The 25238-nt window shown below is 66.2% G+C and carries 23 protein-coding genes and 1 tRNA gene; 2 read left to right on the plus strand and 22 right to left on the minus strand.

Translation table 11 applies throughout. From position 1 onward, the window contains the following. The first annotated feature begins 6 nt into the window (after positions 1-6). Positions 7-468 (plus strand): PaaI family thioesterase, encoded by a 462-nt coding sequence (locus D3I60_RS12650; protein WP_262776657.1) that lies wholly within the window; start codon positions 7-9, stop codon positions 466-468. 117 nt (positions 469-585) lie between these two features. Here the strand turns inward: D3I60_RS12650 and D3I60_RS12655 are convergent, their stop codons facing one another. Continuing rightward, positions 586-1206, minus strand: a complete 621-nt coding sequence (locus tag D3I60_RS12655; protein ID WP_373284070.1) for an ANTAR domain-containing response regulator — start codon at positions 1204-1206, stop codon at positions 586-588. A 192-nt stretch (positions 1207-1398) separates the two neighbouring features. Between D3I60_RS12655 and D3I60_RS12660 the strand changes: the two genes are divergently transcribed. After that, positions 1399-1480, plus strand: a tRNA-Leu gene (locus D3I60_RS12660). Between the two features lie 175 nt (positions 1481-1655). Here the strand turns inward: D3I60_RS12660 and D3I60_RS12665 are convergent. The 21 genes from D3I60_RS12665 to rpe form a co-directional block, all read right to left on the minus strand. Next, entirely contained in the window at positions 1656-2153 is a 498-nt protein-coding gene (locus D3I60_RS12665) for a GNAT family N-acetyltransferase (protein WP_262776658.1), read from the minus strand. 19 nt (positions 2154-2172) lie between these two features. Further along, complete coding sequence (locus D3I60_RS12670; RefSeq protein ID WP_262776659.1) at positions 2173-3546, minus strand: dicarboxylate/amino acid:cation symporter; 1374 nt, start codon at positions 3544-3546, stop codon at positions 2173-2175. Between the two features lie 219 nt (positions 3547-3765). Then, the gene (gene pyk, locus D3I60_RS12675) at positions 3766-5313 is read right to left on the minus strand and encodes a pyruvate kinase (protein ID WP_262776660.1); all 1548 of its coding nucleotides are present in this window, start codon (positions 5311-5313) and stop codon (positions 3766-3768) included. A 126-nt stretch (positions 5314-5439) separates the two neighbouring features. Further along, positions 5440-6897: a glutamate synthase subunit beta gene (locus tag D3I60_RS12680; RefSeq protein ID WP_262776661.1), complete on the minus strand. Its 1458-nt coding sequence runs from the start codon at positions 6895-6897 to the stop codon at positions 5440-5442. Next, complete coding sequence (gene gltB, locus D3I60_RS12685; RefSeq protein ID WP_262776662.1) at positions 6890-11584, minus strand: glutamate synthase large subunit; 4695 nt, start codon at positions 11582-11584, stop codon at positions 6890-6892. Before gltB ends, D3I60_RS12680 begins: the two co-directional genes overlap by 8 nt. Positions 11585-11759: 175 nt before the next feature. Beyond that, positions 11760-12935, minus strand: coding sequence for a prolipoprotein diacylglyceryl transferase (locus D3I60_RS12690; RefSeq protein ID WP_262776663.1), 1176 nt, complete (start codon positions 12933-12935; stop codon positions 11760-11762). Continuing rightward, positions 12932-13723, minus strand: coding sequence for a tryptophan synthase subunit alpha (trpA, locus tag D3I60_RS12695; RefSeq protein WP_262776664.1), 792 nt, complete (start codon positions 13721-13723; stop codon positions 12932-12934). Before trpA ends, D3I60_RS12690 begins: the two co-directional genes overlap by 4 nt. Next, a complete protein-coding gene (trpB, locus tag D3I60_RS12700; RefSeq protein WP_262776665.1) occupies positions 13720-14934 on the minus strand; it encodes a tryptophan synthase subunit beta in 1215 nt (404 codons plus the stop codon). Before trpB ends, trpA begins: the two co-directional genes overlap by 4 nt. A gap of 127 nt (positions 14935-15061) precedes the next feature. Further along, entirely contained in the window at positions 15062-15859 is a 798-nt protein-coding gene (gene trpC / locus D3I60_RS12705; protein WP_262776666.1) for an indole-3-glycerol phosphate synthase TrpC, read from the minus strand. After that, positions 15856-16125: an HGxxPAAW family protein gene (locus D3I60_RS12710; RefSeq protein WP_262776667.1), complete on the minus strand. Its 270-nt coding sequence runs from the start codon at positions 16123-16125 to the stop codon at positions 15856-15858. The genes trpC and D3I60_RS12710 overlap by 4 nt, the downstream gene beginning before the upstream one ends. A 96-nt stretch (positions 16126-16221) precedes the next feature. Next, complete coding sequence (locus D3I60_RS12715; protein WP_262776668.1) at positions 16222-16770, minus strand: Trp biosynthesis-associated membrane protein; 549 nt, start codon at positions 16768-16770, stop codon at positions 16222-16224. A 4-nt stretch (positions 16771-16774) separates the two neighbouring features. Continuing rightward, positions 16775-18415, minus strand: coding sequence for an anthranilate synthase component I (gene trpE, locus D3I60_RS12720; RefSeq protein ID WP_440588576.1), 1641 nt, complete (start codon positions 18413-18415; stop codon positions 16775-16777). Then, a complete protein-coding gene (gene hisI, locus D3I60_RS12725; RefSeq protein WP_262776670.1) occupies positions 18318-18674 on the minus strand; it encodes a phosphoribosyl-AMP cyclohydrolase in 357 nt (118 codons plus the stop codon). Before hisI ends, trpE begins: the two co-directional genes overlap by 98 nt. After that, a complete protein-coding gene (gene hisF / locus D3I60_RS12730) occupies positions 18671-19435 on the minus strand; it encodes an imidazole glycerol phosphate synthase subunit HisF (protein ID WP_262776671.1) in 765 nt (254 codons plus the stop codon). Before hisF ends, hisI begins: the two co-directional genes overlap by 4 nt. A 9-nt stretch (positions 19436-19444) precedes the next feature. Continuing rightward, complete coding sequence (locus tag D3I60_RS12735; protein WP_262776672.1) at positions 19445-20947, minus strand: acetyl-CoA carboxylase carboxyltransferase subunit alpha/beta; 1503 nt, start codon at positions 20945-20947, stop codon at positions 19445-19447. Positions 20948-20958: 11 nt separating this feature from the next. Further along, a complete protein-coding gene (locus D3I60_RS12740; RefSeq protein ID WP_262776673.1) occupies positions 20959-22158 on the minus strand; it encodes a CaiB/BaiF CoA transferase family protein in 1200 nt (399 codons plus the stop codon). 2 nt (positions 22159-22160) lie between these two features. Next, positions 22161-22595, minus strand: coding sequence for a PH domain-containing protein (locus D3I60_RS12745; RefSeq protein ID WP_262776674.1), 435 nt, complete (start codon positions 22593-22595; stop codon positions 22161-22163). Positions 22596-22602: 7 nt separating this feature from the next. Then, complete coding sequence (gene hisG / locus D3I60_RS12750; RefSeq protein WP_172169683.1) at positions 22603-23442, minus strand: ATP phosphoribosyltransferase; 840 nt, start codon at positions 23440-23442, stop codon at positions 22603-22605. 53 nt (positions 23443-23495) lie between these two features. After that, positions 23496-23759, minus strand: coding sequence for a phosphoribosyl-ATP diphosphatase (locus D3I60_RS12755; protein WP_262776675.1), 264 nt, complete (start codon positions 23757-23759; stop codon positions 23496-23498). A 98-nt stretch (positions 23760-23857) separates the two neighbouring features. Beyond that, the gene (locus tag D3I60_RS12760; protein WP_262776676.1) at positions 23858-24523 is read right to left on the minus strand and encodes a nicotinamide mononucleotide transporter family protein; all 666 of its coding nucleotides are present in this window, start codon (positions 24521-24523) and stop codon (positions 23858-23860) included. A 50-nt stretch (positions 24524-24573) separates the two neighbouring features. After that, the gene (gene rpe / locus D3I60_RS12765) at positions 24574-25236 is read right to left on the minus strand and encodes a ribulose-phosphate 3-epimerase (RefSeq protein ID WP_262776677.1); all 663 of its coding nucleotides are present in this window, start codon (positions 25234-25236) and stop codon (positions 24574-24576) included. Between the last annotated feature and the right edge of the window lie 2 nt (positions 25237-25238).

The following is a 25238-nucleotide window of genomic DNA, read 5'->3' on the forward strand; positions in this document are numbered from 1 at the left end:
GAATCGATGCTGCGTCCCGACGTGTCCCTGACCGCTCACACCACAACTGAGGAGATAGACACGCTGCTCGGGCAGCTGCGCACGCCGGGGTCCGGGGGCGAGTTGGCCGAGAGGATGGGAATCGAGTTCGTCGAGCTCGCTCACGATCATGTCGTGGCCACCGCTCCCGTCGTCGGCAATCGGCAGCCGATGGGTCTCTTCCACGGAGGCGGCCACGTCGTTCTCGCCGAATCCCTGGCGTCGATGCATTCGTATCTGCTCTCCGGCGGAAAGAACGTCGTCGGGGTCGATCTCAACGCCACTCACCTGCGTGCCGCGCGAGAGGGCGTGGTGACCGGTCGCGCCGAGGTGCTCCACCAGGGACGCACGATCGTCTCCCATGAGGTGAAGATGACCGACGAGGCGGGGCGCCTGCTATCGATCGTGCGGATCACGAATATGATCCTGAAGACCGAGCCGAAAGGCTGAGGCACAGCGCCTTCTCGGCGAAAGTCCACGGCGAAAGCAGAGGGCCGGCGAATCCGACTCGGGATTCGCCGGCCCTCTCGGGTTCCGGGTCCGGACCTTGTCTGGTCCGGGAGGTGATTACTTCTTCGTGCCGATCTGCTTGAGCACGGTCTCAGCGACCTCGCGCATCGTCAGGCGACGGTCCATCGACGTCTTCTGGATCCACCGGAAGGCTTCGGGCTCGCTCAGACCCATGGAGGTCTGAAGGAGGCTCTTGGCGCGCTCGACGAGCTTGCGGGTCTCGAAGCGTTCGGTGAGATCGGAGATCTCGGACTCGAGCGAGCTGATCTCGGCATGACGCGAGAGCGCGATCTCCAGGGCCGGGATGAGGTCGGCCGAGGTGAACGGCTTGACGACATAGGCCATGGCACCCGCATCGCGGGCCCGCTCGACGAGCTCCTTCTGCGAGAAGGCGGTGAGCAGCACCACGGGGGCGATGCGGGCCCTGGCGATGCGCTCGGCGGCGGAGATTCCGTCGAGGATGGGCATCTTGATGTCCATGACGACGAGGTCCGGGCGCAGCTCCTCAGCCAGGCGGATGGCGGATTCGCCGTCCGCCGCCTCACCGACGACGTCATAGCCGACCTCGCGGAGCATTTCTACGATATCGAGACGAATCACGGCCTCGTCTTCGGCCACGACTACGCGGCGAACCGGCACGGACTCATCTGAAGTTGATTCTTCGCTGTTTGAAAGCACGGCACCAGTCTAGACCAGGCGCTCAGCGTCATGGCCAGCGGACCCGGAAGTTTATTCTGTGAGGGTGGCCACGAGCGGTGACGGTGGCCACCGGAGTGCATCCTCGGCGGGTGGCGATTGTGCAATCGGTCCGCGCGCACAGTAGAATCGTCCCCGTTGCACAGGCGGTCCTGAGAGGACAGCTTGTGACTAGCCGGATTGGCGGAATTGGTAGACGCGGTGCACTCAAAATGCATTGTCGAAAGACGTGCGGGTTCGAGTCCCGCATCCGGTACGGACGAAGGCACTGTCGAACGTGATGTCGACAGTGCCTTCTGTGTTTCCCAGGTGACGGCGGACTCCAACTCCCGAATCCAGGTCGCTATCGGACATTTCGTGCGGCGGAATGTATCCGATGGTGACCTGGATTTGCCCTCAGAGAGTCGGGGGTGGGTTCAGTCCAGGCGATCTCACTGGGCTGCGCGCAGGTCGAGGGAGTACAGCAGCGTGTCGTATCGCTTCTCGCCCACTGCCACGAAATCCGGGAGTCGTCCGTATCGGGTGAAGCCGAGGGATTCGTAGAGACCGATGGCCGCAGCGTTGTCTCCGCGCAGATCGAGAGTGACAACCTCAGTCCTGTGGAGACGTGCCGCCCGAATGAGCGCCTCCATCAGCTTCCTGCCCACGCCCTGACCTTGAGCGTCCGGGGCGACGGCCACCTTTTCGATGTCGACATGTGGGCGGAACGTCGGGCGAGCGTACCGATTCCAGTAAGCGAAGCCGGTGATCTCGGTTCCGGTGCGAGCGATTGCGGCAGCGGAATCCCCGGTGTCAGTGCCCGCGGACAGGCGGCCGACGACATCCGCGATCTCCTCGACAGACGGAGCTGAGACCCAGCCGAGAGCGGCACCTGCATCGACGAGGCGGCCGAGCAGGGATGTCACCTGCAGGACATCGTGCTCGACCATCCCCTCGGCTGGGAGTAGATCAACTCTGACTGCGGGCGTCCTCGGTGCGGGTCTCGTCGACATCTGCGTCCTCCTCGGTCGGAACGTAGCCGTTGATGCGCGGGGCATCGTAACGTTCCACGTCCAGGATCTCATGCCGCTTGGCCACAATGGCCGGGACGAGTGCCTGGCCGGAGACGTTGAGCGCGGTGCGCCCCATGTCCACGATCGGCTCGATAGCCAGCAGCAGACCGACGCCTTCGAGGGGCAGGCCCAGGGTCGACAGGGTCAGGGTGAGCATCACGGTCGCGCCAGTCGTACCGGCCGTGGCCGCAGAGCCGATGACGGCGACGAAGATGATGAGCAGGTACTGGATGAGGGAGAGATCGATGCCGAAGAACTGTGCGACGAACACGGCAGCGATGGCGGGGTAGATCGCGGCGCAGCCGTCCATCTTCGTCGTCGCGCCGAAGGGCACGGCGAAGGCGGCGTAGGAGTGGGGCACCCCGAAGTTGTCGGTGGCGACCTTCTGCGTCACGGGCATGGTGCCGATCGACGAGCGGGAGACGAAGCCCATCTGAGTGGCCGGCCAGACTCCGGAGAAGTACTGGCGCACCGACAGTCCGTTGGCCCGAGCCAGGGCCGGGTAGACGATGAAGAAGACGATCGCTAGACCGACGTAGACGGCGACGACGAACCACAGCAGCGAGCCCATCGTCGACCAGCCGTAGGAGTTCACTGCGTTGCCGATGAGGCCGAGCGTACCGATCGGGGCGATCCGCACGATCCACCAGACGACCTTCTGAACCACGGCCAGGGCCGCCTCGGTGAACTGGAGGAACGGCTCTGCGGCCTTGCCGACCTTGACCGCGGCGATGCCGATGGCACCGGAGACGATGATGAGCTGGAGGATGTTGAAGTTGACCTCGGAGGTCATGACTCCGGCGTCATCGGGTGCGGTGGCCACCTCGAGCCCGAGGAAGTTCACCGGGATCAGTCCGGTGAGGAAGCCCAGCCAGCTGCCCTGGGAGTCGGGTGCACCGGCGTTGAGCGAAGCGGCATCGGCGTGGGCGCCGGGCTGCATGACGATGCCGATGATGAGTCCGAGGACGACGGCGATGAGAGCGGTGAGGGCGAACCACAGCAGGGTCGACATCGCCAGCCTGGCGGCGTTGGTGACATTGCGCAGATTGCCGATGCTCGCGATGATCGCGGTGATGACCAGTGGGACGACAGCGGCCTTGAGCAGTGTGACATACGACGAGCCGATGGTGTCCAGGGTCTGGCCGAGCCAGTTGTCAGCGGTGTCGCTGACCGGTCCCCATGAGCGGGCGATGAGCCCGAGGATGACACCGGCGACGAGTGCGATGGTCACCTGCACTCCGAAGGACTTGCTCCATGCGGGCAGTCTCATTGAATTCCTCTCCTAGCGGGTCCTCCCCTCTGAGATCCGCAGGGAGGATTAGGCAACAGAGTGCACAACTGTTGAGCAATCTGCAAAATTCCCCGCTTCCCTGTGATCTGTCTCGCAATTCGGAATCGGTTCCCGCCCGGCTCCGAACACAGAGACGCCGGCAGCGCCCGCCCCGTGATCATGAGGGCGGACGCCGCCGGCGTTTGAGCCTGGTGGCAATCAGTGGCGGGGAGAGTGGCCCTCGCGCACGATCGGCACTTCACGGGTGATAGGCGCTTCGGCCACGACTCCGTATCCGGCCAGCGGGTCCTCCTCGGAGTCCGAAGCATCCTGATAGGCGGCCGTCACACCCTTGGCGGCATCACCGATGGTGTGGATGCGCAGAGCGTTCGTCGAACCGGGAATCCCGGGAGGCGAACCGGCCACGAGGATGCTCTGATCGCCTTCGCGGGCGGTGCCGTCGGCCAGCAGAACGGCATCGACCTGGCGCGCCATCTGGTCGGTGTGGCGCACGGTCTTCACGAGGTACGGGCGCACCCCCCAGGTCAGCGCCAGCTGATGGCGGACCTGCGGGTCGGGCGTGAAGCCGAGGATGGGCCAAGCCGGGCGCAGCCGCGACATGCGCCGCACGGAGTCGCCGGTCTGTGAGAAGGTGCACAGGAGGTCGATATCGAGCTGCTCAGCAATCTGCACGGCAGCGGCGGTGACGGCTCCGCCCTTCGTGTGCGGGACGGTGCCCAGTGCCGGGATCCGCTCGAGACCGTGCTCTTCGGTGGAGCCGATGATCCGGCTCATCGTCCGGATCGCCTCGACCCAGTGGGCACCGACCGAGGTCTCGCCGGAGAGCATGAGCGCATCGGCGCCGTCGAGGACGGCGTTCGCGCAGTCGCTGGCCTCGGCGCGGGTGGGCCGCGGCGCATCGATCATCGTCTCGAGCATCTGCGTGGCCACGATGACAGGCTTGGCCTGCTGGCGGGCGATCTCGACCGCCCGCTTCTGCACGATCGGGACCTGCTCGAGCGGCAGCTCGACGCCGAGGTCGCCGCGGGCGACCATGATTCCGTCGAAAGCGTCGATGACCTCATCGAGCTGGTCGACTGCCTGCGGCTTCTCGAGCTTGGCGATGACCGGAGCCGTGATGCCGACTTCGTCCATGACCGCGCGCACATCATCCATGTCCTTGGGGCTGCGGACGAAGGACAGTGCGACCCAGTCGAAGCCGAGCTGGAGCCCCCATCTGAGATCGTCGACGTCCTTCTCCGACAGAGCGGGAACGGAGACCGGGACGCCGGGGAGGTTGATGCCCTTGTGGTTGGAGATGGTTCCGCCGATCTCGACCTCGGTGACCACATCGGTGTCGGTCACCTCGGTGGCGCGCAGGCGCAGGCGCCCGTCGTCGATGAGCAGCGGATCGCCCACGGAGACGTCTTCTGCCAGGGTCGGCAGGGTCGTGGACACGAGCTCTGCGGTGCCGGGGACGTCACGGCTGGTGATGGTGAAAGAGGCCCCTTCGACGAGCTCTTCCTTGCCATTGGCGAAAGTGCCCACGCGGATCTTCGGACCCTGCAGGTCCAACAGGACGGCAACAGGGCGTCCGGTGTCGAGGGCGGCCTGGCGGACCCAGGCGAACTTCTCTTCGTGCTCTTCTCGTTTTCCGTGGCTCAGATTGAATCGGGCGACATCGACGCCTTCATCGACGAGCTCGCGGATCTCTTCATAGGAGTTCTGGTTCGGACCTAAAGTTGCGACTATCTTTGCACGCCTCATACGCTCCACCCTACCTAAAGTCTCAGCGGGCGGACGCCACCGCTCTCCGCTGGTCACGGGCGATGTGAGTGCGGCACTTCGCTGTGCCGCACCACCGCCCCTTCTCAATTTCTGACATGCACTATCTTAGCATTTGAACCCTACGTCGGTGGGCCGCACGGGTGCCGGCAGCCTCGTCGACCCGGTCAGGAACCGGTCGACTTCCGCGGCCGCGGCACGTCCTTCCGCGATGGCCCAGACGATGAGCGACTGCCCGCGCCCGGCATCGCCGGCGACGAAGACTCCCGGCTGCGCCGCATAGTCCTCGGCCCGGTCGAATGCCCCACCGGCACCGGCTTCGAGGTCGATCAGCGCCGTCTCCGGTCCGCTGAATCCCAGTGCCAACAGCACGAGATCGGCGGGGATGACGTGCTCCGTGCCCGGTGTCGGGATGCGGCGGCCGTCGGCGAACTGCGTCTGTGCGACTTCGATTCCGCACACCTTGCCCGAGTCGTCTCCGACGAACCGCGTCGTCGAGGCCAGATACCGCCTGGTTCCGCCCTCCTCGTGTGAGGATTGGACCTCGAAGATCCGCGGCACCGTCGGCCACGGCGAGTCGGCCCCGCGCTCGACCGGCGGCTGGGCGCCGATGGCCAGAGTCGTCACCGAGGCGGCTCCCTGGCGCAGAGCCGTGCCCAGGCAGTCCGCTCCGGTATCTCCGCCGCCGATGATGACGACGTGCTTGCCGGCCGCATCGATGAACGGTGCCGAGTCTGTGGCCGAGGCCGCGTCGCTCGCCTGTGCCCGGTTGGACGGCACGAGGTAGTCCATCGCGAATTCGACTCCGTCCAGTCCGCGCCCCGGCAGCTCCATATCGCGTGGCACGGTGGCTCCGGTGGCCACCAGAACCGCGTCGAAGCGGGTCTGCAGTGCGGCGAAGTCGATGTCGCGGCCGATCTCGACTCCGGTTTCGAACCGTGTGCCTTCGGCACGCATCTGGGTCAGGCGGCGGTCGATATGGTGCTTCTCGAGCTTGAAGTCCGGGATGCCGTAGCGCAGCAGTCCGCCGAGGCGGTCCTCACGTTCGAAGACGACGACGGTGTGCCCGGCTCGGGTCAGCTGCTGTGCGGCGGCGAGTCCGGCCGGTCCGGAGCCGATGACGGCGACGGTGTGACCGGTGATCCGGTCAGGGACGACGGGGATGATGAGTCCGGCGGCGAATCCGTCGTCGACGATGGAGACTTCGACCTGCTTGATCGTCACGGCAGGTTGGTTGATGCCGAGCACGCAGGCGTTCTCACACGGTGCCGGGCAGGCCCGGCCGGTGAATTCGGGGAAGTTGTTCGTCGCGTGGAGCAGTTCCACGGCGCGCGACAGCTCCCCGCGATACATGGCGTCGTTGAACTCCGGAATGAGGTTGCCCAGCGGACATCCTTGGTGGCAGAAGGGCACGCCGCAGTCCATGCAGCGAGAAGCCTGTCGGCGCAGCTGTGCCGGATCCCCCTTTTCGTAGACCTCGGAGTAGTCCATGAGCCGAATCGGCACGGGCCTGCGGGCAGGGAGTTCGCGTTCGGTGGTGGTGAGGAATCCTCGCGGATCAGCCATGTGCGGCCTCCAGAATGGTCTGCCAGGTGTTCTCGGAATCGGCGGTTTCGCCGCTGTTCTCGAGTTCCTCCTGGATGTCTTTGATTCGCGCATAGGCGACGGGAATGATCTTGGTGAAACGGGACAGGATGTCCTGGCCGCGGTCGAGTCCGGCCAGCAGTTCGCCGGCCAGCGGAGAACCGGTCGCCGCGACGTGGTCGCTCAGCAGTCTCTGCAGGATCGGCACATCGGAGTCGCCGATGCCGCCGAATCTGAAGACGCCCGCGGCTCGTTCCTTCGGGTTGAGTCGACTGGGGTTGAAGTCGAGGACGAAGGCCGTGCCTCCGGACATCCCGGCCGCGAAGTTGCGCCCTGTGGGTCCGAGGATGACCGCCACACCCCCGGTCATGTATTCGAGTCCGTGGTCTCCGATGCCTTCGACCACGGCTTCGACGCCTGAGTTGCGCACGAGGAATCTCTCGCCGACCGTTCCCGACAGGAATATCGACCCGGACGTCGCGCCGTAGCCGATGACGTTGCCGGCGATGACGTTGTGTTCCGGTCGGGTGGAGTTCTCCGGGCGAGGCGCGACGCTGATCGTGCCGCCCGACAGTCCCTTCCCGACGTAGTCGTTGGCGTCGCCGCGCAGCTCGATGCTCACACCGCGCGGCATGAAGGCGCCCAGGGACTGACCGGCTGTGCCTTTCAGGGATACGCGCACGGTTCCCGAGGGCAGCCCATCCGCGCCGTGAGCCTGAGTCACTCGGTGGCCCAGCAGGGTGCCCACCGACCGGTCCGTATTCTCCACCTCGGCGTTCAGGTGCACCGGGGAGCCGGCAGTGACAGCCGCTCCTGCCTGCTCCAGCAGTCGAACATCGAGTTCGCCCGCGAAGTCACGTGGTGTGCGCGTCCGGCTCACTCTCGCCGAGGCGGGAGCGCCGTCGAGATCGGTCGGAACCGTCAGAATCGGGGTCAGGTCGAGATCCAGTCCCGAGGCGGCCGCCCGATCTGCGTCGATGCGCAGACGTTCGACGGCGCCGATCGCCTCGTCGAGGCTGCGCAGTCCCAGCTGTGCGAGGTAGCCGCGGACCTCCTCAGCGATGAAGGTGAAGAAGTTCACGACATGGTCGGCCTGACCGTGGAACCGCTCGCGCAGCTTCGGGTTCTGCGTGGCCACGCCGACCGGGCAGGTGTCCTGGTGACAGACCCGCATCATAATGCATCCGGAGACGACGAGGGCGGTGGTGGCGAAGCCGAATTCCTCGGCCCCGAGCAGGGCAGCGATGATGACGTCGCGACCGGTCTTCAGCTGCCCGTCGACCTGGACGCTGATCCGTTCGCGCAGACCGTTGAGCACAAGGGTCTGCTGGGCTTCTGCCAGTCCGAGCTCCCAAGGTGTTCCGGCGTGTTTGAGCGAGTTGAGCGGGCTGGCACCCGTGCCCCCGTCATGGCCGGAGATGAGCACGACATCGGCTCCGGCCTTCGCCACTCCGGCGGCCACAGTCCCGACTCCGATGCCGGAGACGAGTTTGACGTGGACGCGGGCAGCCGCGTTGGCTCGACCGAGGTCGTGGATGAGCTGAGCGAGGTCTTCGATGGAATAGATGTCGTGATGCGGCGGCGGCGAGATGAGGCCGACTCCGGGAGTGGCATGGCGGGTCTTCGCGATCCACGGGTACACCTTCTCCCCCGGCAGCTGACCTCCTTCACCGGGTTTGGCACCTTGAGCCATCTTGATCTGCAGGTCGTCGGCGGCGGTGAGGTAGTGGCTGGTGACGCCGAACCGACCGGAGGCGATCTGCTTGATCGCCGACCGACGCTCCGGGTCGAGCAGGCGCTCGGTGTCCTCGCCGCCCTCTCCCGTATTCGATTTTCCGCCGATCCAGTTCATCGCGATCGCCAACGTCTCGTGCGCTTCGGCCGACAGCGAGCCGTAGCTCATGGCTCCGGTGGAGAAGCGGCGCATTATGGCTTCGGCAGGTTCGACCTCGGAGATGTCGATCGGTCCCGATTCGGTAGGGACCAGGTCGAAGAGCCCGCGCAGAGTCATCAGCTCGGCGGACTGTTCGTCGACGGCACGCGTGTACTGCCGGAAGATGTCGAAGCGACCGGTGGCCGTCGAGTGCTGCAGTTTGAAGATCGTCTCCGGGTTGAACAGGTGACCGGGGCCTTCCCTCCGCCACTGGAATTCGCCGCCGACGAGCAGGTTCCGGTGCGCAGGACGCGGATGGTCCTCACGATAGGCATCGGCGTGCCGCGCCGTCGTCTCGGCCGCGATGTCGTCCAGCGTCTTGCCGCCGAGCTGATGCGGGGTCGAGGTGAAGTGCTCATCGATGACCGAATCCGCCAGTCCAAGAGCCTCGAAGGTCTGCGCCCCGTGGTAGGACTGGACGGTCGAGATGCCCATCTTCGACATGATCTTCAGCAGGCCCTTGTTCAGCGCAGTGAGCACATTGGCCACAGCCGCCTCTGCGCTGATGCCTCGGATCCGTTCGGATCTGACAAGATCCTCTGCCGATTCCATGAGCAGGTACGGGTTGACCGCCGAGGCGCCGAAGGACACGAGCGTGGCCGCATGGTGGACCTCGCGGACGTCTCCGGCCTCGACGATGATGCTCACCTGCGTGCGGCTGCGCTCGCGGACGAGGTGGTGGTGCAGGGCGGAGGTGAGAAGGAGCGACGGGATCGGCGCGTATTCAGAGTTCGACTCTCGGTCCGTGAGGATGAGGAACACTGCGCCCTCGGCGACTGCGGCGCTCGCCTCCGCGCACAGGTCGGCGAGACGAGCGGCCATCGCGTCCTCACCGGCGCCGACCGGGTACAGTCCCGACAGCGTCACCGAGGGGCTGGTGATTCCCTCGCCGAGGTGGCTTCCGGACAGGTGCGCGATCGCCGTGAGCTCGTCGTTGTCGATCACCGGCCGCTCGAGCAGGATATGGGCGGAGTCGGGTTGGGTTGAGCACAGCAGGTTGCCTTCGCGGCCGATGCCGGCCGACATGCTCGTGACGATGTCCTCGCGGATGGAGTCCAACGGCGGGTTCGTCACTTGGGCGAAGTTCTGGTGGAAGTGGTCGAAGAGCAGCCGGGGGCGGGTGCTCAGCGCCGCGATCGCGGTGTCGCTTCCCATCGCACCCAACGGCTCCGTACCGGTCTCGGCCATCGGAGCGATGAGCACACGCAGCTCTTCTTCGGTGTATCCGAAGGTCCGCTGTCGTCTCCGGACCGACGAGCCGGGATGGCTGACGTGGACACGGGTGGGCAGTTCGGCCAGTCTGGTGGCCGAGGCGTCGACCCATTCGCGGTAGGGATGTTCGGTGGCGAGACTGTTCTTGATCTCCGTATCGGAGATGATGCGTCCGGCTTCCACATCGACGAGGAACATCCTGCCGGGGGTCAGTCGTCCGCGGGCCGTGACATCGGCTTCGGGCAGGTCGACGACTCCGGCTTCGCTGGCGAGCACGACGGTGTCCTCGGTCATGATGTACCGGGCCGGGCGCAGGCCGTTGCGGTCGAGCACGGCTCCGGCGAGTCGACCATCGGTGAAGGCGACGCAGGCGGGTCCGTCCCAGGGCTCCATGAGCAGCGAGTGGTATTCGTAGAAGGCCCGCCGCTCCTCGGACATGGCCGGGTTGTTCTCCCAGGCTTCGGGAATCATCATCAGCATGGCCTGCGGCAGCGACCGGCCGGAAGCGACCATGAGTTCGAGGACCGAGTTGAATGAGGCGGAGTCCGAGGCTCCGGCGGGAATGATCGGGAAGATCCGGTCGAGTCCCTTGGAAGTCCCTGCGACCGGAGATTCGAGGAGGTCGCTGGCCAGGGCGGATTCGCGTGCCTGCATCCAGTTCCGATTGCCGCGCACCGTATTGATCTCGCCGTTGTGGGCGATCGTGCCGAACGGCTGCGCCAGCTGCCAGGAGGGAAAGGTGTTCGTGGAGAACCGGGAGTGGACGAGAGCGATCGCCGAGGTGAGGCGTTCGTCGCCGAGCTCGGTGTAGAAGCGGTCGAGCTGAGCGGTGGAGAGCATGCCTTTGAACGTCAGCGTCGTCGGCGACAGCGACGGAAAGTAGAGTCCGGCGTTGTCGAGTCGCTTCCGCACGATGAACGCCCGGCGGGCGAGATCGTTCTCATCGCGGGCGGGGTGGTTCTGGTCGAGGCCGAAGAACACGTAGCGCATGGAGGGCATGGTCTCCGCGGCGATCCTGCCGAGCACTCCGGGGTCGACGGCCGCGGCTTCCACGTGGAGGACCTCCAGCCCTTCTTCCGCGGCGATCCGGGACACGAGTGCGTCCTGGTCGACGCCTGCGGCGTCAACGCTGAAATCGGGCTGCGTCTGCGTGGTCAGCGGGGCGGTGACGGCGTTGAGATCGGCGGCGTAGTCCTGAGCGAAGAAGCCGATGCCCATGGCGTAGCTGCCCGGCGCCGGAAGCGAGATTCCGGATTCGCCGAGGCGGGCGGTGAAGTAGTCATGCGGGATCTGGATGGTCAGTCCGGCACCGTCTCCGGTCCCGTCGTCGGAACCGATTCCGCCGCGGTGTTCGAGCCTGCGCAGAGCGTCGAGGGCCTGGGTGATGACGGTGTGGTCGGCTCCGCCCCTGTAACGGGCGATGAGGGCCAGGCCGCAGTTGTCGTGTTCGAGCGCCGGATCGTAGAGCCCGATGCGGCCAGGTGGGGCCGTGGTCTTGGGGGTCGACTGAGCGCTGTGGTTCATATGCTGCCTTCTCGGTGTTGAGTGCTTCCCGAAAAGACGGCGCTGTCCTCTGCGGTTTGGACGAGTCCGGAAAGGGTGTCTCCGGACCCGGCTGTGAGATGACTCTCACGGCCGGAGTATCAACTTACACCATGTGCAATTTCAGAAAAAGCAGAAAAAGGAACGAAGTGCGAACCTATTTGTCTTGAGTTTCGGACATTCGGGGGTTTTCGTCGTGCGATGCGGGGGCTGATTTCCCCCGCACATCCGGCACGATCGAGATCGCCGAGGTGACCGCCCCGAAGAATCCGAAGCTGTGGCGACCGCTGAGATCGATCCCGGATTCGTTCTCGGGCTCCGAGTCGTCCGGGTCGGTGCCATTCGCGGTGCTGCCCACCGTCGCAGACGCCGCATCGTCGGCGTCTGCATGGTGCGCAGAAGCACCGGCAGTCGCGTCGGCAGCTGCGGCGGGGGACGAGGTCACGGTCGAGCTCCGTGATGTCGGTGCCCCGGTGCCGCCGTGACCGCGCTGATCGTCCGGATCGGCCACCCGCGCTACGGACGGCAGCGGGGCTCCCGAGGCTGCGGCCGCCTCGGCGATATTGGGTGCATTGATCTCAAAGGTGTGCTTTCCCCGGCGATGGCGGCGCAGCAGAGTCCGGGACCCGTGCATGTAGACACCGGTCTCGTAGGTGCGGTGCCGCAGGCGGGAGACGATGAGCCAGCCGAGGCCGATGAGCAGGGCGAGGATGGCCGTCCACACGTTGAACGGCAGCCCGAGGAGCAGGCGCGCGTCCTCGGCGGCGGGTGTTCCGATCCGCAGGGCCTCGAGCAGAATGCGGCCGAGGCCGAACAGGCACAGATACAGAGCGAAGACCTGTCCGTAGCCGAGCCGGAGGCGTTTGGACACGATGATGAGCACAACACAGGCGATGAGGTTCCACGCCGATTCGGTGAGCACCGTGACCAGTTCGAGGCGACCGTCGAACCAATCGCTGAAGGCGCCGGCGACGTGGCCGAGGATGAGCCCCGGTGCGACCGAGTCGAGCAGCGGTCGGAACCTGATGCCTTGGATGCGGGTGAGCACCCAGACGGAGAGGAAGCCGAGGATGGTGGCTCCCCAGAAACTGAATCCGCCGTCCCAGACCACCAGCGCCCGCAGCGGGCTGCCGTCGGGGCCGAAATAGGTGTCCGGCGCCGCGAGCAGATGTCCGAGGCGTCCGCCGATGATTGCCGCAGGCAGACCGACGACAGTGATGGCCCATAGGTCTCCCTTATGGCCGCCGCGGGCGCGCCACTGGATGCCTGTCATCCACAGCGCGAGTCCGATGCCGAGGACTGTGAAGACGACCCATGCCGGGCTGAAGCTCATGCACACCCTTCTGCGAGCTCAGCGGCGAGGCGACCGACTCCGGCCACTCCTTCGGAGTCCAGCGCCCGGACGAGGGCGGAGCCGACGATGACGCCGTCGGCGTATTCGGCGACCTCGGCCGCCTGTTCGCGGTTAGACACGCCGAGGCCGACGCAGGCGCGTTCGGCTCCGGCCTCCTTCAGCCGGGCGACGAGACCGCGCGCATGGTTGTCGACTTCGGAGCGGACGCCGGTGACACCCATGGTCGAGGCGGCGTAGACGAATCCGGAGCTGTGCTCGACGATGCGGGCCAGTCGCTCGGGCGTCGACGAGGGTGCGGCGAGGAAGATGCGGTCGAGGTCGTGCTTCTCGGAGGCTGCCAGCCACGGTCCTGCCTCATCGGGGATGAGGTCGGGAGTGACGATTCCGCCGCCCCCAGCCGAGGCGAGGTCACGGGCGAAGCTGTCGACGCCGTACTGGAGCACGAGGTTCCAGTAGCTCATGACGACGGCGGTGCCGCCGGCTTCGGCGATGGCTTCGACTGCGGTGAAGACATCGGAGGTGTGCACACCGTTGTCCAGTGCCGCTTCACCGGCGCGCTGGATGACAGGGCCGTCCATTCCGGGGTCGGAGTACGGCAGACCGACCTCGATGATGTCGACGCCGTTGCGGACGAGTTCGACCATCGCCTCTGTCGAACCGGCCACGGTCGGGAAGCCGACGGGCAGGTAGGCGATGAGTGCGGCCTTGCGGCCGGCCTCGGCGACGGCGTCGAGGGTGGTTCCTGTGCGTGGACCTGAGTGCGTCATACCTGCACCGCTCCTTCGTCGATGTAGTCGAACCATTTCGCGGCGGTCGTCATATCCTTGTCGCCGCGGCCGGAGAGATTGACCAGCAGGACTGCGTCGGGTCCGAGCTCACGGCCGATGCGCATGGCTCCGGCCAGGGCGTGAGCGGATTCGATGGCGGGGATGATGCCCTCCGTGCGGGAGAGCAGTCGCATGGCCTCCATCGCCTCCTCGTCGACGACGGGTTCGTACGTCACTCGCCCGGTGACATGGAGGTGGGAGTGCTCGGGGCCGACCGATGGGTAGTCGAGTCCGGCGGAGACCGAGTGGGAGGCCTGGGTCTGTCCGTCGGCGTCCTGGAGGATGTAGGTGGCGGAGCCGTGGAGGACACCGGGGCGTCCGCCGGAGAACCGGGCGGCGTGATGGCCGGAGTCGACTCCTTCGCCGCCGGCTTCGAAGCCGAAGATCTTCACGTCCGCATCGCCGAGGAAGGCGGCGAAGAGTCCCATCGCGTTCGATCCGCCGCCGACGCAGGCGCAGACGGCGTCGGGCAGGCGACCGGCCATGTCCTGGATCTGTTCGCGGGCTTCGACCCCGATGACGTTCTGGAAGGAGCGGACCATCGCCGGGAACGGGTGAGGACCGGCGACCGTGCCGATGACATAGTGGGTGTCATCGACGTTGGCCACCCAGTCGCGCATGGCTTCGTTCATCGCGTCCTTGAGAGTGCGGGTGCCGTTGGTCACGGCGTTGACCGTGGCTCCGAGCAGACGCATGCGCGCGACATTGAGGGCCTGGCGCTGAGTGTCCTCCTCGCCCATGTAGACCACGCAGGACATGTCGAGCAGGGCCGCGGCGGTCGCCGTGGCGACTCCGTGCTGTCCGGCTCCGGTCTCGGCGATGAGACGGGTCTTGCCCATCCGCTTGGCCAACAGAGCCTGAGCCAGGGCGTTGTTGATCTTGTGGCTGCCCGTGTGGTTGAGGTCTTCTCGTTTGAGGAACACTCGAGCACCGCCGCAGTGCTCGGCGAAGCGTGTGGCCTCGGTGAGCAGAGACGGCCGGCCGATGTAGCTGCGCTGCAGAGTGAGGAGTTCGTCGGTGAAGGCCGGATCCACCTGGGATTTGCGCCAGGTCTCTTCGATCTCGTCGAGTGCCGGGATCAGTGCTTCGGGGATGAACCTGCCTCCGAACTCGCCGAAGTACGGTCCGGTCTCCTCGCTCAAATCGGTCATTGCGGTCCTTCTCGATCTCCTCGTGGCGCCGGCCTATGGGGCGGAGAGACTACGTCTCACCGGACGCCGGAATGGGTGCGGTGTCAGCCCATCGTCGGTCACCTGCAGCGGCCGACGCGGGCGGGGTTCAGGATGCGGACAGGGAGCGGCGTTCCCGGCCGAGTGCGGTGTACTCCTCGACTGCGGCCTGCGGACGGCCGCCGGTGACGAGTGCTTCGCCGACGAGCACGAGGTCGGCTCCGGAGTCCGCGTACTTCGACACCTCAGCGGCTCCGGCGACGCCGGACTCGGCCACGAGGGTGCAGCCGGCGGGAGCGAGTTCGGCCAGGGGCGCGAACCGGTCGGTGTCGACGCTGAGATCCTTGAGGTTGCGGGTGTTGACGCCGATGAGTTCGGCACCGAGTTCCGTCGCGATCTCCAGCTCTTCGCGGTTGTGGGTCTCGACGAGCGCCGTCATCCCCAGTTCCGTGGCCAGGGCGTGGAATTCGCCCAGCTGCACGGGATCGAGTGCTGCGACGATGAGCAGAACGATATCGGCACCGTGGGCACGGGCTTCATGGAACTGGTATTCGTCGACCATGAAGTCCTTGCGCAGGACCGGGATGTCCACGGCTGCGCGCACCGAGTCGAGGTCGGCGAGGCTGCCGTTGAAGCGGCGGGATTCCGTGAGCACGCTGATGGCCCGGGCTCCCCCGGCGGCGTACAGACCGGCGAGAGTGCCGGGGTCGGGGATCTCGGCGAGGTCACCGCGGGAGGGTGACTTCCGCTTGACCTCGGCGATGACGCCGAAGTCGGCGGACAGGTCGAAGGGGCGGACCGGCTCGGCCGCCGCGGCCCGCGCGGTGATCTCGCTCAGCGGAACCTCGTTCCGGCGTGTCCGCAGATCTTCCCGCACGCCGGAGATGATGTCGATGAGGACTGTCATTTCTTCTTCGGCTTGTTGCCCAGTCCGACGGCGCGCAGGATCAGGCCGACGACGACGCCGAGGGCGACGATGCCGATGGAGATGTAGGTGATCGTGGGATTGTGGATCGTGAATCCCACACAGCCGACCGTGATGCCGATGAGCATGATGACGACTCCGGTCCATCCCGCCACCGAGTTGCCGTGACCGGGATCGGCGATCGCTGCGTAGTCGATCGTGGATTTGTCGAGATCTGCGGCTCCGTTGCGGGCGAGGGACTGCGACATGGCGCTCCTTTGTGTGAGTGCGTGACACGCGTGAGGAATCTTTCCTCCATTGTGTCACGCTTCTTCGGCTGACCGGACACCGACCCGGTCACAAGGTCATTTCGAATCCGGGTCGGTGTCCGGGTCGGTCGACGTTTCGTCGTCGAGTGCGTCTTCGACGTCTTCTCCGCGGGACAGTGCGTCCCAGGTCGCGGCGGAATCGAATTCCCCGGAGGCGGATTCGGCGGTGCGGGCGTAACGGTTGGAGTTCGTCCACCCGTTCGAGGCGACGGCGACCCAGATGATGCCGATGACGCCGATGCCTGCGGCCACTGCGGCGATGATCGCCCAGGAAGTGGCTCCCGGCGCCGAGGCGGCGCTGAGTGCGGTGATCCCATAGCCGATTCCGGCGATGCCGGCCAGTCCCAGGACGACGAAGCGTCCGATCCGCCCGAGCATCGCGGCGAGCAGTCCCGAGACCGCGATGATCGCCACACACGCGGTGGCCACGGGCGAGGTCTGGGAGCTCGGATCCTCGGTGACCTTCGCCACTCCGCTGGGTCCGAGCGTGTCGCCTCCGGCACCGGCCTGCCAGGCGGAGATCGTCAGCGCCCACAGTGCAGCGGCGATGACCAGGACCATGAGGACACCGCGTGATTTCGTCATGGCCTCACCTCTGACTTCCCTCCGCCGCATCCAATGCGTCGGCCGTGGCGGCGGCACGCAGCACTGCTGCGGCCTTGTTCTCGGATTCCTGGTACTCGGTCTCGGGCACGGAGTCGGCAACGAGGCCGCCTCCGGCGTAGACGCTCATCGTGCCGTTCCGGAGCACCCCGGTGCGGATGGCGATGGCGAGGTCGAGGTCGCCGCTGAAGGACATATAGCCGACCACTCCCCCGTAGATTCCACGCCCGACGGGTTCGAGTTCGTCGATGATCTGCAGCGCCCGGGGTTTGGGCGCACCCGACAGCGTGCCGGCGGGGAACGTCGCCCGCAGCACATCGATGGCGGTGGTTCCGGGTTCGAGTTCGCCGCGCACGGTCGAGCTGATGTGCATGATGTGGCTGTAGCGGACGATGTCCATGAACTCGCTGACGTCGATGGTTCCGGCCGCGCAGACCTTCGCCAGATCGTTGCGGGCGAGGTCGACGAGCATGAGGTGCTCGGCTCGTTCCTTCTCATCGGCCAGGAGCTCTCGAGCCAAGGCGTCATCGGCTTCCGGTGTGATCCCGCGGGGGCGTGAACCGGCGATCGGGTGGGTGACCACCTCTCCCGACCGGACGGTCACGAGTGCTTCGGGAGAGGAGCCGATGATGCTCACCGGTTCCCCTCCGTCGTCATGGAGGTTGAGCAGGTACATGAAGGGGCTCGGGTTCGCATGCCGCAGCATCCGGTACACGCTCAGCGCATCAGCCTCGCACGGTGTGTCGAAGCGCTGGCCGATGACGACTTGGAAGATCTCGCCGTCGACGATCTTCTGCTTCGCCGTCTCCACACCGTCGAGGTACACCTGCGGCTGGGTGCGGGTGGACACCTCGGGGTCGGCTTTCCGGGGGCGCAGGACATCTGCCGGGCTGGGCTGCTGCAGACGCTCACACATCGCGGCGATGCGGGCGACTCCCGAGGCGTGGGCGTCGTCGATGCCGGTATCGGTGCCGTTGACGTTGAATACGTTGGCCACGAGGGTGACCATTCCCGAATAGTGGTCGAAGACGGCGATATCGCCGGGGATCATCAGCTGCACGGTCGGCAGGTGGTGTTCATTGGGCCGCGGCGGCCCGAGCCTCTCGAAGCGACGGACGATGTCCCATCCGAAGTAGCCGACGAAGCTCGAGACCATGGGCGGCAGCTCCGATTCCGCTTCGGCCACGGCGAGGAGGTCGAGGGTGGCGGTGACCGCGTCGAGGACGTCGCCGTCGGTGGGGATGCCGACCGGAGGGGTGCCGGTCCAGTGGAAATCGTGTGCGGTCGAGATGAGGGTGGCCACGGGCGCCGAGCCGATGAAGGAGTACCTGGCCCAGGATCCGGCGACTGCGGATTCGAAGAGGAAGCTGCCCGGTCCGCCGTCGGTGAGTTTGCGGTAGAGGCTCAGCGGGGTCTCCGAGTCCGCGAGCACTTGGGTGTGGACCGGCACCAGACGATGGTCGGCGCCGAGGGCGCGGAACTCGTCGAGGCTGGGTCGGATCGGCAGGTCGGTGGGGTTCGCCGCTGGGTCAGTCGACACTGATGGTCCTTCCGGTGAAGCAGGTCGGGGTGTTCGTATGGCAGGCGGGTCCGGTCTGGTCGACGAGCATGAGCAGGGCGTCGGCATCACAGTCGAGACTGAGCGAGCGGACGTGCTGGACATGGCCAGAGGTCTCCCCCTTCACCCAGTATTCCTGCCGGGAGCGGGACCAGTAGGTGGCCCGCTTCGTCTCCAGTGTGCGGGAGACGGCTTCGACGTCCATCCACGCGAGCATGAGCACCTCTCCGCTCGTGGCCTCTTGGACGATGACGGGGATGAGCCCGGCGTCGTTCGTGAGGATGATCTCCCGCCAGTTCTCCGGAGTCGCGTCGATGTCGCTGCTCATCGGACGTCGATTCCCTCCGCACGCAGGGCGTCCTTGACCTCGGCGATGCTCAGGGTGCCGAAGTGGAAGACGCTGGCGGCCAGCAGGGCATCGGCTCCGGCTTCCACCGCCGGAGCGAAGTGTTCGACCTTTCCGGCGCCGCCCGAGGCGATGAGCGGTACGTCGACGGCTGCGCGGGCGGCGCGGATGAGTTCGAGGTCGAATCCCTCGCGTGTGCCGTCGGCGTCGATGGAGTTGAGCAGGATCTCGCCGACCCCGCGGTCGGCGGCTTCCCGGATCCAGTCGATGGCACAGCGACCGGTGCCTTGGCGGCCGCCGCGGGTGGTGACCTCGAAGCCGGATTCCGTGCTCGCGCCCTGTGCGCGCCGTGCGTCGAGGGAGAGGACGAGGACCTGGTTGCCGAAGTGTCGGGAGATCTCGCTGATGAGTTCCGGGTTCTTCACCGCCGAGGTGTTGACCGAGACCTTGTCGGCTCCGTCGCGCAGCAGCCGGTCGACGTCGGCGACGCTGCGGATCCCTCCGCCGACGGTGAGCGGGATGAAGACCTCTTCGGCGCAGGCGCGGACGATGTCGTGGACGGTCTCCCGGTCACCGCTGCTGGCCGTGACGTCGAGGAAAGTGAGTTCGTCGGCTCCGGATTCGCCGTAGCGGCGGGCGAGCTCGACGGGGTCGCCGGCGTCCCTGAGGTCGGCGAACTTCACTCCCTTGACGACGCGTCCGCCGTCCACATCCAGACAGGGGATGACTCTGACAGCTACCACGCAGTCCTCCTAGATTCCCAGGCCCCGGTAGCGATCCATTCGGCGGGCCAGGCGCCTGGCCGAAGGTTCGCGCATGAGCGAGATGAGTTCGTATTCGAGTGTCTCACCGACCCTGGCGACGAAGTCGAGCGGTTCATCGCTGGCGTCGGGATGTTCGGCGATGATCCGGTCGACGACTCCGTTGGCCTGCAGCATGGGAGCGTGCACGCCCTGGCTCTGAGCCATCTCGGCAGCTCGCTCGGTCGTGCGGTGCACGATCGCCGAGGCGCCTTCGGGCGGCAGGGGCGAGAGCCAGCCGTGTTCGGCGCTGAGCACCCGGTCGGTCGGGATGAGGGCCAGTGCTCCGCCCCCGGATCCCTCACCGAGGATGAGCGAGACGGACGGAGCGTCGAGGTTGGCGAGGTCGGCGAGGCTCCGGGCGATCTCGCCGGCGATGCCGCCTTCTTCGGCTTCCCTCGACAGGGCCGCCCCGGGGGTGTCGATGACGGTCACGAGCGGCAGGTGCAGCTCCGCGGCCAATCGCATTCCGCGTCTAGCCTCACGCAGGGCCGCCGGGCCCATGGGTGCGCGGGAGTCCTGCCGGAATCGATCCTGGCCGAGGACGACGCACGGTGCGGAACCGAACTTCGCCAGAGCCAGCAGCAGTCCGGGGTCTTTCTCCCCTTCGCCGGTGCCGTTGAGCGGCAGCACGGTGTTCGCTGCGGTGCGCAGCACGTCACGGACTCCGGGGCGTTCGGGGCGACGCGAGCTGGTGATCGCGGCCCAGGCATCGGAGTTCGGGTCCACGCGGTCGGGGGCCGTGTCCGGGTCCGGCACCGAGCTCGGAACTTCCTTGGCGCCCATGAGCACGTCGAGGACGCGGGAGACGGTGCCGGCGATGCGTTCGGGTCCGATGACGGCGTCGACGATGCCCATCTTGTGCAGATTCTCCCCGGTCTGCACGTTCTCCGGGAACTTCTCTCCGTAGATGGCCTCATACACCCGAGGGCCCAGGAATCCGATGAGGGATCCGGGTTCGGCCACGGTGACGTGCCCCAGCGATCCCCAGGAGGCGAAGACTCCTCCGGTGGTGGGATGGCGCAGGTAGACGAGGTAGGGCAGTCCGGCCTTGCGGTGGGCGATGACGGCGTTCGTGATCTTCACCATCGACAGGAAGGCGATGGTGCCCTCCTGCATGCGGGTGCCGCCCGAGGCGGGACCGGCCAGCAGGGGCAGCCCTTCGAGGGTCGCACGTTCGATGGCGTCGACGAGGCGTTCGGCCGCGGCCACGCCGATCGACCCGGCGAGGAAGCGGAATTCGCCGGCGATCACGGCCACGCGACGGCCGGCGATGGTGCCTTCGCCGGTGATGATGGATTCGTCGACTCCGGATTTCTGCGCCGCGGCTTCGAGTTCAGCGGCGTAGGCGTCGGAGATCCCGCCGGCGGGCTGGACGGGAGTGGTGTCCCAGGACAGATACGATCCTTCGTCGAGGACGACGTCGACGAGCTCGAGTGCGTTGAGACGTGTCATGGCGGTTCCGTTCAGTTTCCGTCGGCGAGCCACGCCACGATGGATTCCGCGTCTTCGTCGAGCAGCGGCGGGGCATCGTGAGCGGTGCGGGTGGTTTCGACCTCACCGGAGGAATCGGCGTCGAAGAAGCGCAGCGGCGGTCCGGGCAGGTCGATGTCGCCGAGCACGGGGTGGTCGACGGAGACCTTGAGTCCCTGGCTGAGAGCCTGCTCCCACTGGTAGACCTCGGGAAGGGTGCGCACCGTGCCGGACGGGATTCCCGCCTCGGTGAGCTTGGCGAGAAGTTCGGCCGCGTCGTAGGCGGAGAAGCGGTCTTCGATGAGTTCGATGACGGCGGGGCGGTTGTCCACGCGCTCGGAGTTGACGGCCATGCCCTCGGTGGCGGGATCGATGTCGAAGGCAGTGCAGAACTTCTGCCACAGGTTCTCGTTGCCCACGGAGATCTGCACGGCGCCGTCGCGGCAGGTGAAGAGGCCGTAGGGCGACAGCGAAGGGTGGTGGTTGCCGCCGGGCTGCGGTTCCTGACCGGCCACTGTGGCCCGGGTGCCTTGGAAGGCGTGGACGCCGACCATTCCCGCGATGAGCGAGGTGCGCACGACCTTGCCCTTGCCGGTGCGTTCACGTTCGAGCAGGGCCGCCAGCACGCCGTATGAGCCGTAGATTCCGGCGAGCAGGTCGGCGATCGGCACACCCACGCGCTGCATATCATCGGGTCCCGAACCGGTCAGCGACATCAGCCCGGCTTCACCCTGAGCGATCTGGTCATAGCCGGCGCGCGAGGCTTCCGGACCGTCGTGGCCGAATCCGGTGATGGACAGGATGATCAGGCGCGGGTTGATCTCCATGCAGCGGGCGGTGGAGAAGCCGAGTCGGTCGAGGACACCGGAGCGGAAGTTCTCGATGAGCACATCGGCGCGTGCGATGAGTCCGGTCAGGGTGTCCTTGCCCGTGTCGGATTTGAGGTCGAGGGCGATGGATTCCTTGTTGCGGTTGCACGAGAAGAAGTAGGTGGCCTGAGGATTGTCCGCAGGCCCGACGAAGGGAGGCCCCCAGGACCGCGAATCATCGCCCTTGCCGGGGTTCTCGACCTTGATCACCCGCGCGCCGAGATCGCCGAACATCATTCCTGCATGTGGGCCGGCCAGGGCACGAGAGAGATCGACGACGGTGTATCCGGTCAGGGGTCCTGCCTCGGGTGTCTCGTTCGCCATTCCTAATCCTCCTTGAAGTGGGTGCTTCTCTTGATGAGCATACGCAATCGTGCGACCTCCGCATGGGCGCGGCGACCGTCTGCGTGCTGGATCGCCATCACCGCGCAGGTGGTGCCGTCCGTGAGGTCCAACAGGGGCCACGGGTCATCGCCCTCGGGTGAGAACGTCACACCGAGGATCTGTCCCCAGTCGAGCCGACGGGTGCGCACCATATTCTTGACCACCAGACCGTCCTCGGTGGGTCGGGCCTGGATATCGGAGATGCGCAGCAGGGCGGCTCCGAAGAGAATGCCCAGCAGGTTCATCCATATCATGTCGAGGACTGTCCACGGTTCCCAGTCCACGACGAACAGCGCCACGGACAGGACCGCGAACCCAGCGGTCACGGCAACGGCACCGACGATGCTGACGACGCGCACCTGTCGGGGCCGGAACACGGCCAGATCAGATTCGGCAGGCGCCAATGTTCGTCACCAGAATCGCACGCGCCCCGACTCCGTAGAGCCGGTCCATGACGTTGTTGACTTCCTTCGCTTCGACCATGACGCGCACGGCGACCCACCCGGTCTCCTGCAGCGGGGACACGGTCGGGGATTCGAGCCCCGGGGTCAGCGAGATCGCCTCGGGAACCAGGCGCTGTTCGATGTTGTAGTCGACGAGCACATACTGGCGGGCGACCATGACCGATTCGAGACGGCGTTTGAGCACGCCGATGCGGGATTCGGCTCCGGCGCGCTGGATGAGCACACCTTCTGATTCGAGCAGCGGCTCGCCGAAGGTTTCGAGTCCCGCGGCCCGCAGCGTGGAGCCGGTCTCGACGACATCGGCGATGGCGTCGGCGACTCCGAGCTGGATGGAGACCTCGATCGCTCCGTCGAGCTGCACGGTGGTTGCCGCGATTCCGCGTCGCTGCAGGTCGGCATCCACGAGGTTCGGGAAGCTCGTGGCGATGCGGGCACCGGCCAGCTGCTCGGCCGAGGTGAAGGAGCCGGCGGTGCCGGCGTAGAAGAAGCGCGAGGCGCCGAATCCGAGGCCGAGCACCTCTTCGGCTTCGGCCTGTGACTCGAGCAGCAGGTCACGGCCGGTGATTCCGGCGTCGAGGATTCCGGAGCCGACGTAGATGGCGATGTCGCGGGGACGCAGATAGAAGAATTCGACTCCGTTGACCTCATCCTGATGGACCAGGGTCTTGGTTCCGCGTCGAGTGGAGTATCCGGCCTCGCTGAGCATGTCGGAGGCGGCTTCGGACAGTGCGCCCTTGTTGGGCACGGCTACACGCAGCATGGGGTCCCTTTGGAGTTCGATGGCGTCGGGGCGGTCAGGTTCGTGGGAAGGTCTTACAGGTGGGTGTTGACGTCGTCGAGGGTCAGCCCCTTGGCGATCATCATCACCTGCACGTGGTAGAGCAGCTGCGAGATCTCCTCGGCGAGCTCTTCCTTGGTTTCGTATTCGGCGGCCATCCATACTTCGGCAGCCTCTTCCACGACCTTCTTGCCGATCGCATGGACTCCGGCGTCGAGTTCGGCCACGGTCTTCGAACCGTTGGGGCGATCGAGGGATTTCTGCTGGAGTTCGGCGTAGAGAGTCTCAAAGGTCTTCACTTCTCCAGCGTAATGCATCCGCATCGGCCGCAGCATTCGGGGTCTCATGTTCTAAAACGCGGCGGGCCGGGTCTCACCGGTGCTGTCGGCGACTGACCTCAGTCCTCGGGGTCGCGGCCGATGTCGGTGGCCGGACGGTGAGGCGCAGAGATCGTCTGTCGTGACCGCTTCGACCAGTCGATGAGTCCGAGGATGACCATGACGAGGAAGAACAGGTACACGGCTCCGGAGAAGACGAGTCCGCCGGAGATCGCCAGCGGGATGCCGACGAGGTCGACGGCGAGCCAGACGAACCAGAATTCGACGATGGCCCGGCCCTGGGCGTACATGGCCACGATCGAACCGATGAAGATATAAGCGTCGGGGTAGGGGTTCCAGGACCATCCGCCCAGGGCGAGGACCCAGCCGAAGACTCCGGTGCCGACGACGAGAGCCGCGAGCAGGATCGCCCGTTCCTTCCAACTCGCCCAGCGGACGAGGACTTCACCGGCGGCGGCCTTGGACTTCTTCCATTGCGTCCATCCCCAGACCGCGGCGACGATGATGACGACCTGCCGGGAGGCGTTGCCGCCGAGGCCGGCGGAGAGACTGGCGGAGAAGAGGAGGATGGAGCCGAGGATCTGCACCGGCCAGGACAGGATGTTCCGGCGCAGCGCCAGAACGACCGTGGCCAGCGCACAGATGTTGCCGAACAGGTCGGAGTACGGCACAGGCTTGCCCAGCAGTTCGAATGCCGGGGTATTCAACCAGTCGAACAGGTCCATCACAGGCTCTCTTCAGGTGTGGGCCGTAAGCATAGTACGGCCCGTTTCGGTCAGTGGGTGTGTGCGGCGGCGAGGGTGCGCAGTTCGCTGATGGCGGCTGCGGCATCGTCGGCACCGTAGACGGCGGAGCCGGCGACGAGGACGTCGGCGCCGGCGTCGACGACACGGTCGATCGTCGAGGCGGAGACTCCCCCGTCGACCTGCAGCTTGATCTCGAGTCCGGAAGCAGAGATCGCTTCGCGGGTCCGAGTGATCTTCGGCAGGCACACGTCGAGGAACTTCTGACCGCCGAATCCGGGTTCGACGGTCATGATGAGGATCTGGTCGAATTCGCCGAGGAGGTCGATGAAGGGTTCGATCGGGGTGGCCGGTTTGAGGGCGAGGCTGGCCTTGGCCCCGAGACGGCGCAGTTCCCGGGCGAGACGGACGGGGGCGGCGGCCGCCTCGGCGTGGAAGGTCACCGAGGCGCAGCCGATCTCCGCGTACACGGGAGCGGTGCGGTCGGCGTCGGCGATCATGAGGTGTGCGTCGAGCGGGATCGGTGAGATCGCCTGGATGCGTTCGACGACGGGCGGGCCGAAGGTGAGGTTCGGCACGAAGTGGTTGTCCATGACGTCGATATGGGCCATATCGGCGGTGCTGATCTTCTCGAGCTCACCGCGCAGATCGGAGAAGTCCGAGGACAGGATGGAGGGGTTGATGTCGATCGACATGG

This window comes from Brevibacterium permense, assembly GCF_025506275.1.
Taxonomy (GTDB): domain Bacteria; phylum Actinomycetota; class Actinomycetes; order Actinomycetales; family Brevibacteriaceae; genus Brevibacterium; species Brevibacterium permense_A.

Bases quoted from the DNA above. Each gene is read 5' to 3' on its own strand.
- D3I60_RS12650 (WP_262776657.1), top strand. From the start codon at position 7: ATGCTGCGTCCCGACGTGTCCCTGACCGCTCACACCACAACTGAGGAG.
- D3I60_RS12665 (WP_262776658.1), bottom strand. From the start codon at position 2,153: ATGGTCGAGCACGATGTCCTGCAGGTGACATCCCTGCTCGGCCGCCTC.
- D3I60_RS12670 (WP_262776659.1), bottom strand. From the start codon at position 3,546: ATGAGACTGCCCGCATGGAGCAAGTCCTTCGGAGTGCAGGTGACCATC.
- pyk (WP_262776660.1), bottom strand. From the start codon at position 5,313: ATGAGGCGTGCAAAGATAGTCGCAACTTTAGGTCCGAACCAGAACTCC.
- D3I60_RS12680 (WP_262776661.1), bottom strand. From the start codon at position 6,897: ATGGCTGATCCGCGAGGATTCCTCACCACCACCGAACGCGAACTCCCT.
- gltB (WP_262776662.1), bottom strand. From the start codon at position 11,584: ATGAACCACAGCGCTCAGTCGACCCCCAAGACCACGGCCCCACCTGGC.
- D3I60_RS12690 (WP_262776663.1), bottom strand. From the start codon at position 12,935: ATGAGCTTCAGCCCGGCATGGGTCGTCTTCACAGTCCTCGGCATCGGA.
- trpA (WP_262776664.1), bottom strand. From the start codon at position 13,723: ATGACGCACTCAGGTCCACGCACAGGAACCACCCTCGACGCCGTCGCC.
- trpB (WP_262776665.1), bottom strand. From the start codon at position 14,934: ATGACCGATTTGAGCGAGGAGACCGGACCGTACTTCGGCGAGTTCGGA.
- trpC (WP_262776666.1), bottom strand. From the start codon at position 15,859: ATGACAGTCCTCATCGACATCATCTCCGGCGTGCGGGAAGATCTGCGG.
- D3I60_RS12710 (WP_262776667.1), bottom strand. From the start codon at position 16,125: ATGTCGCAGTCCCTCGCCCGCAACGGAGCCGCAGATCTCGACAAATCC.
- D3I60_RS12715 (WP_262776668.1), bottom strand. From the start codon at position 16,770: ATGACGAAATCACGCGGTGTCCTCATGGTCCTGGTCATCGCCGCTGCA.
- trpE (WP_440588576.1), bottom strand. From the start codon at position 18,415: ATGCCGACGCCCTGCTCATGCTCGTCGACCAGACCGGACCCGCCTGCC.
- hisI (WP_262776670.1), bottom strand. From the start codon at position 18,674: ATGAGCAGCGACATCGACGCGACTCCGGAGAACTGGCGGGAGATCATC.
- D3I60_RS12735 (WP_262776672.1), bottom strand. From the start codon at position 20,947: ATGACACGTCTCAACGCACTCGAGCTCGTCGACGTCGTCCTCGACGAA.
- D3I60_RS12740 (WP_262776673.1), bottom strand. From the start codon at position 22,158: ATGGCGAACGAGACACCCGAGGCAGGACCCCTGACCGGATACACCGTC.
- hisG (WP_172169683.1), bottom strand. From the start codon at position 23,442: ATGCTGCGTGTAGCCGTGCCCAACAAGGGCGCACTGTCCGAAGCCGCC.
- D3I60_RS12760 (WP_262776676.1), bottom strand. From the start codon at position 24,523: ATGGACCTGTTCGACTGGTTGAATACCCCGGCATTCGAACTGCTGGGC.
- rpe (WP_262776677.1), bottom strand. From the start codon at position 25,236: ATGTCGATCGACATCAACCCCTCCATCCTGTCCTCGGACTTCTCCGAT.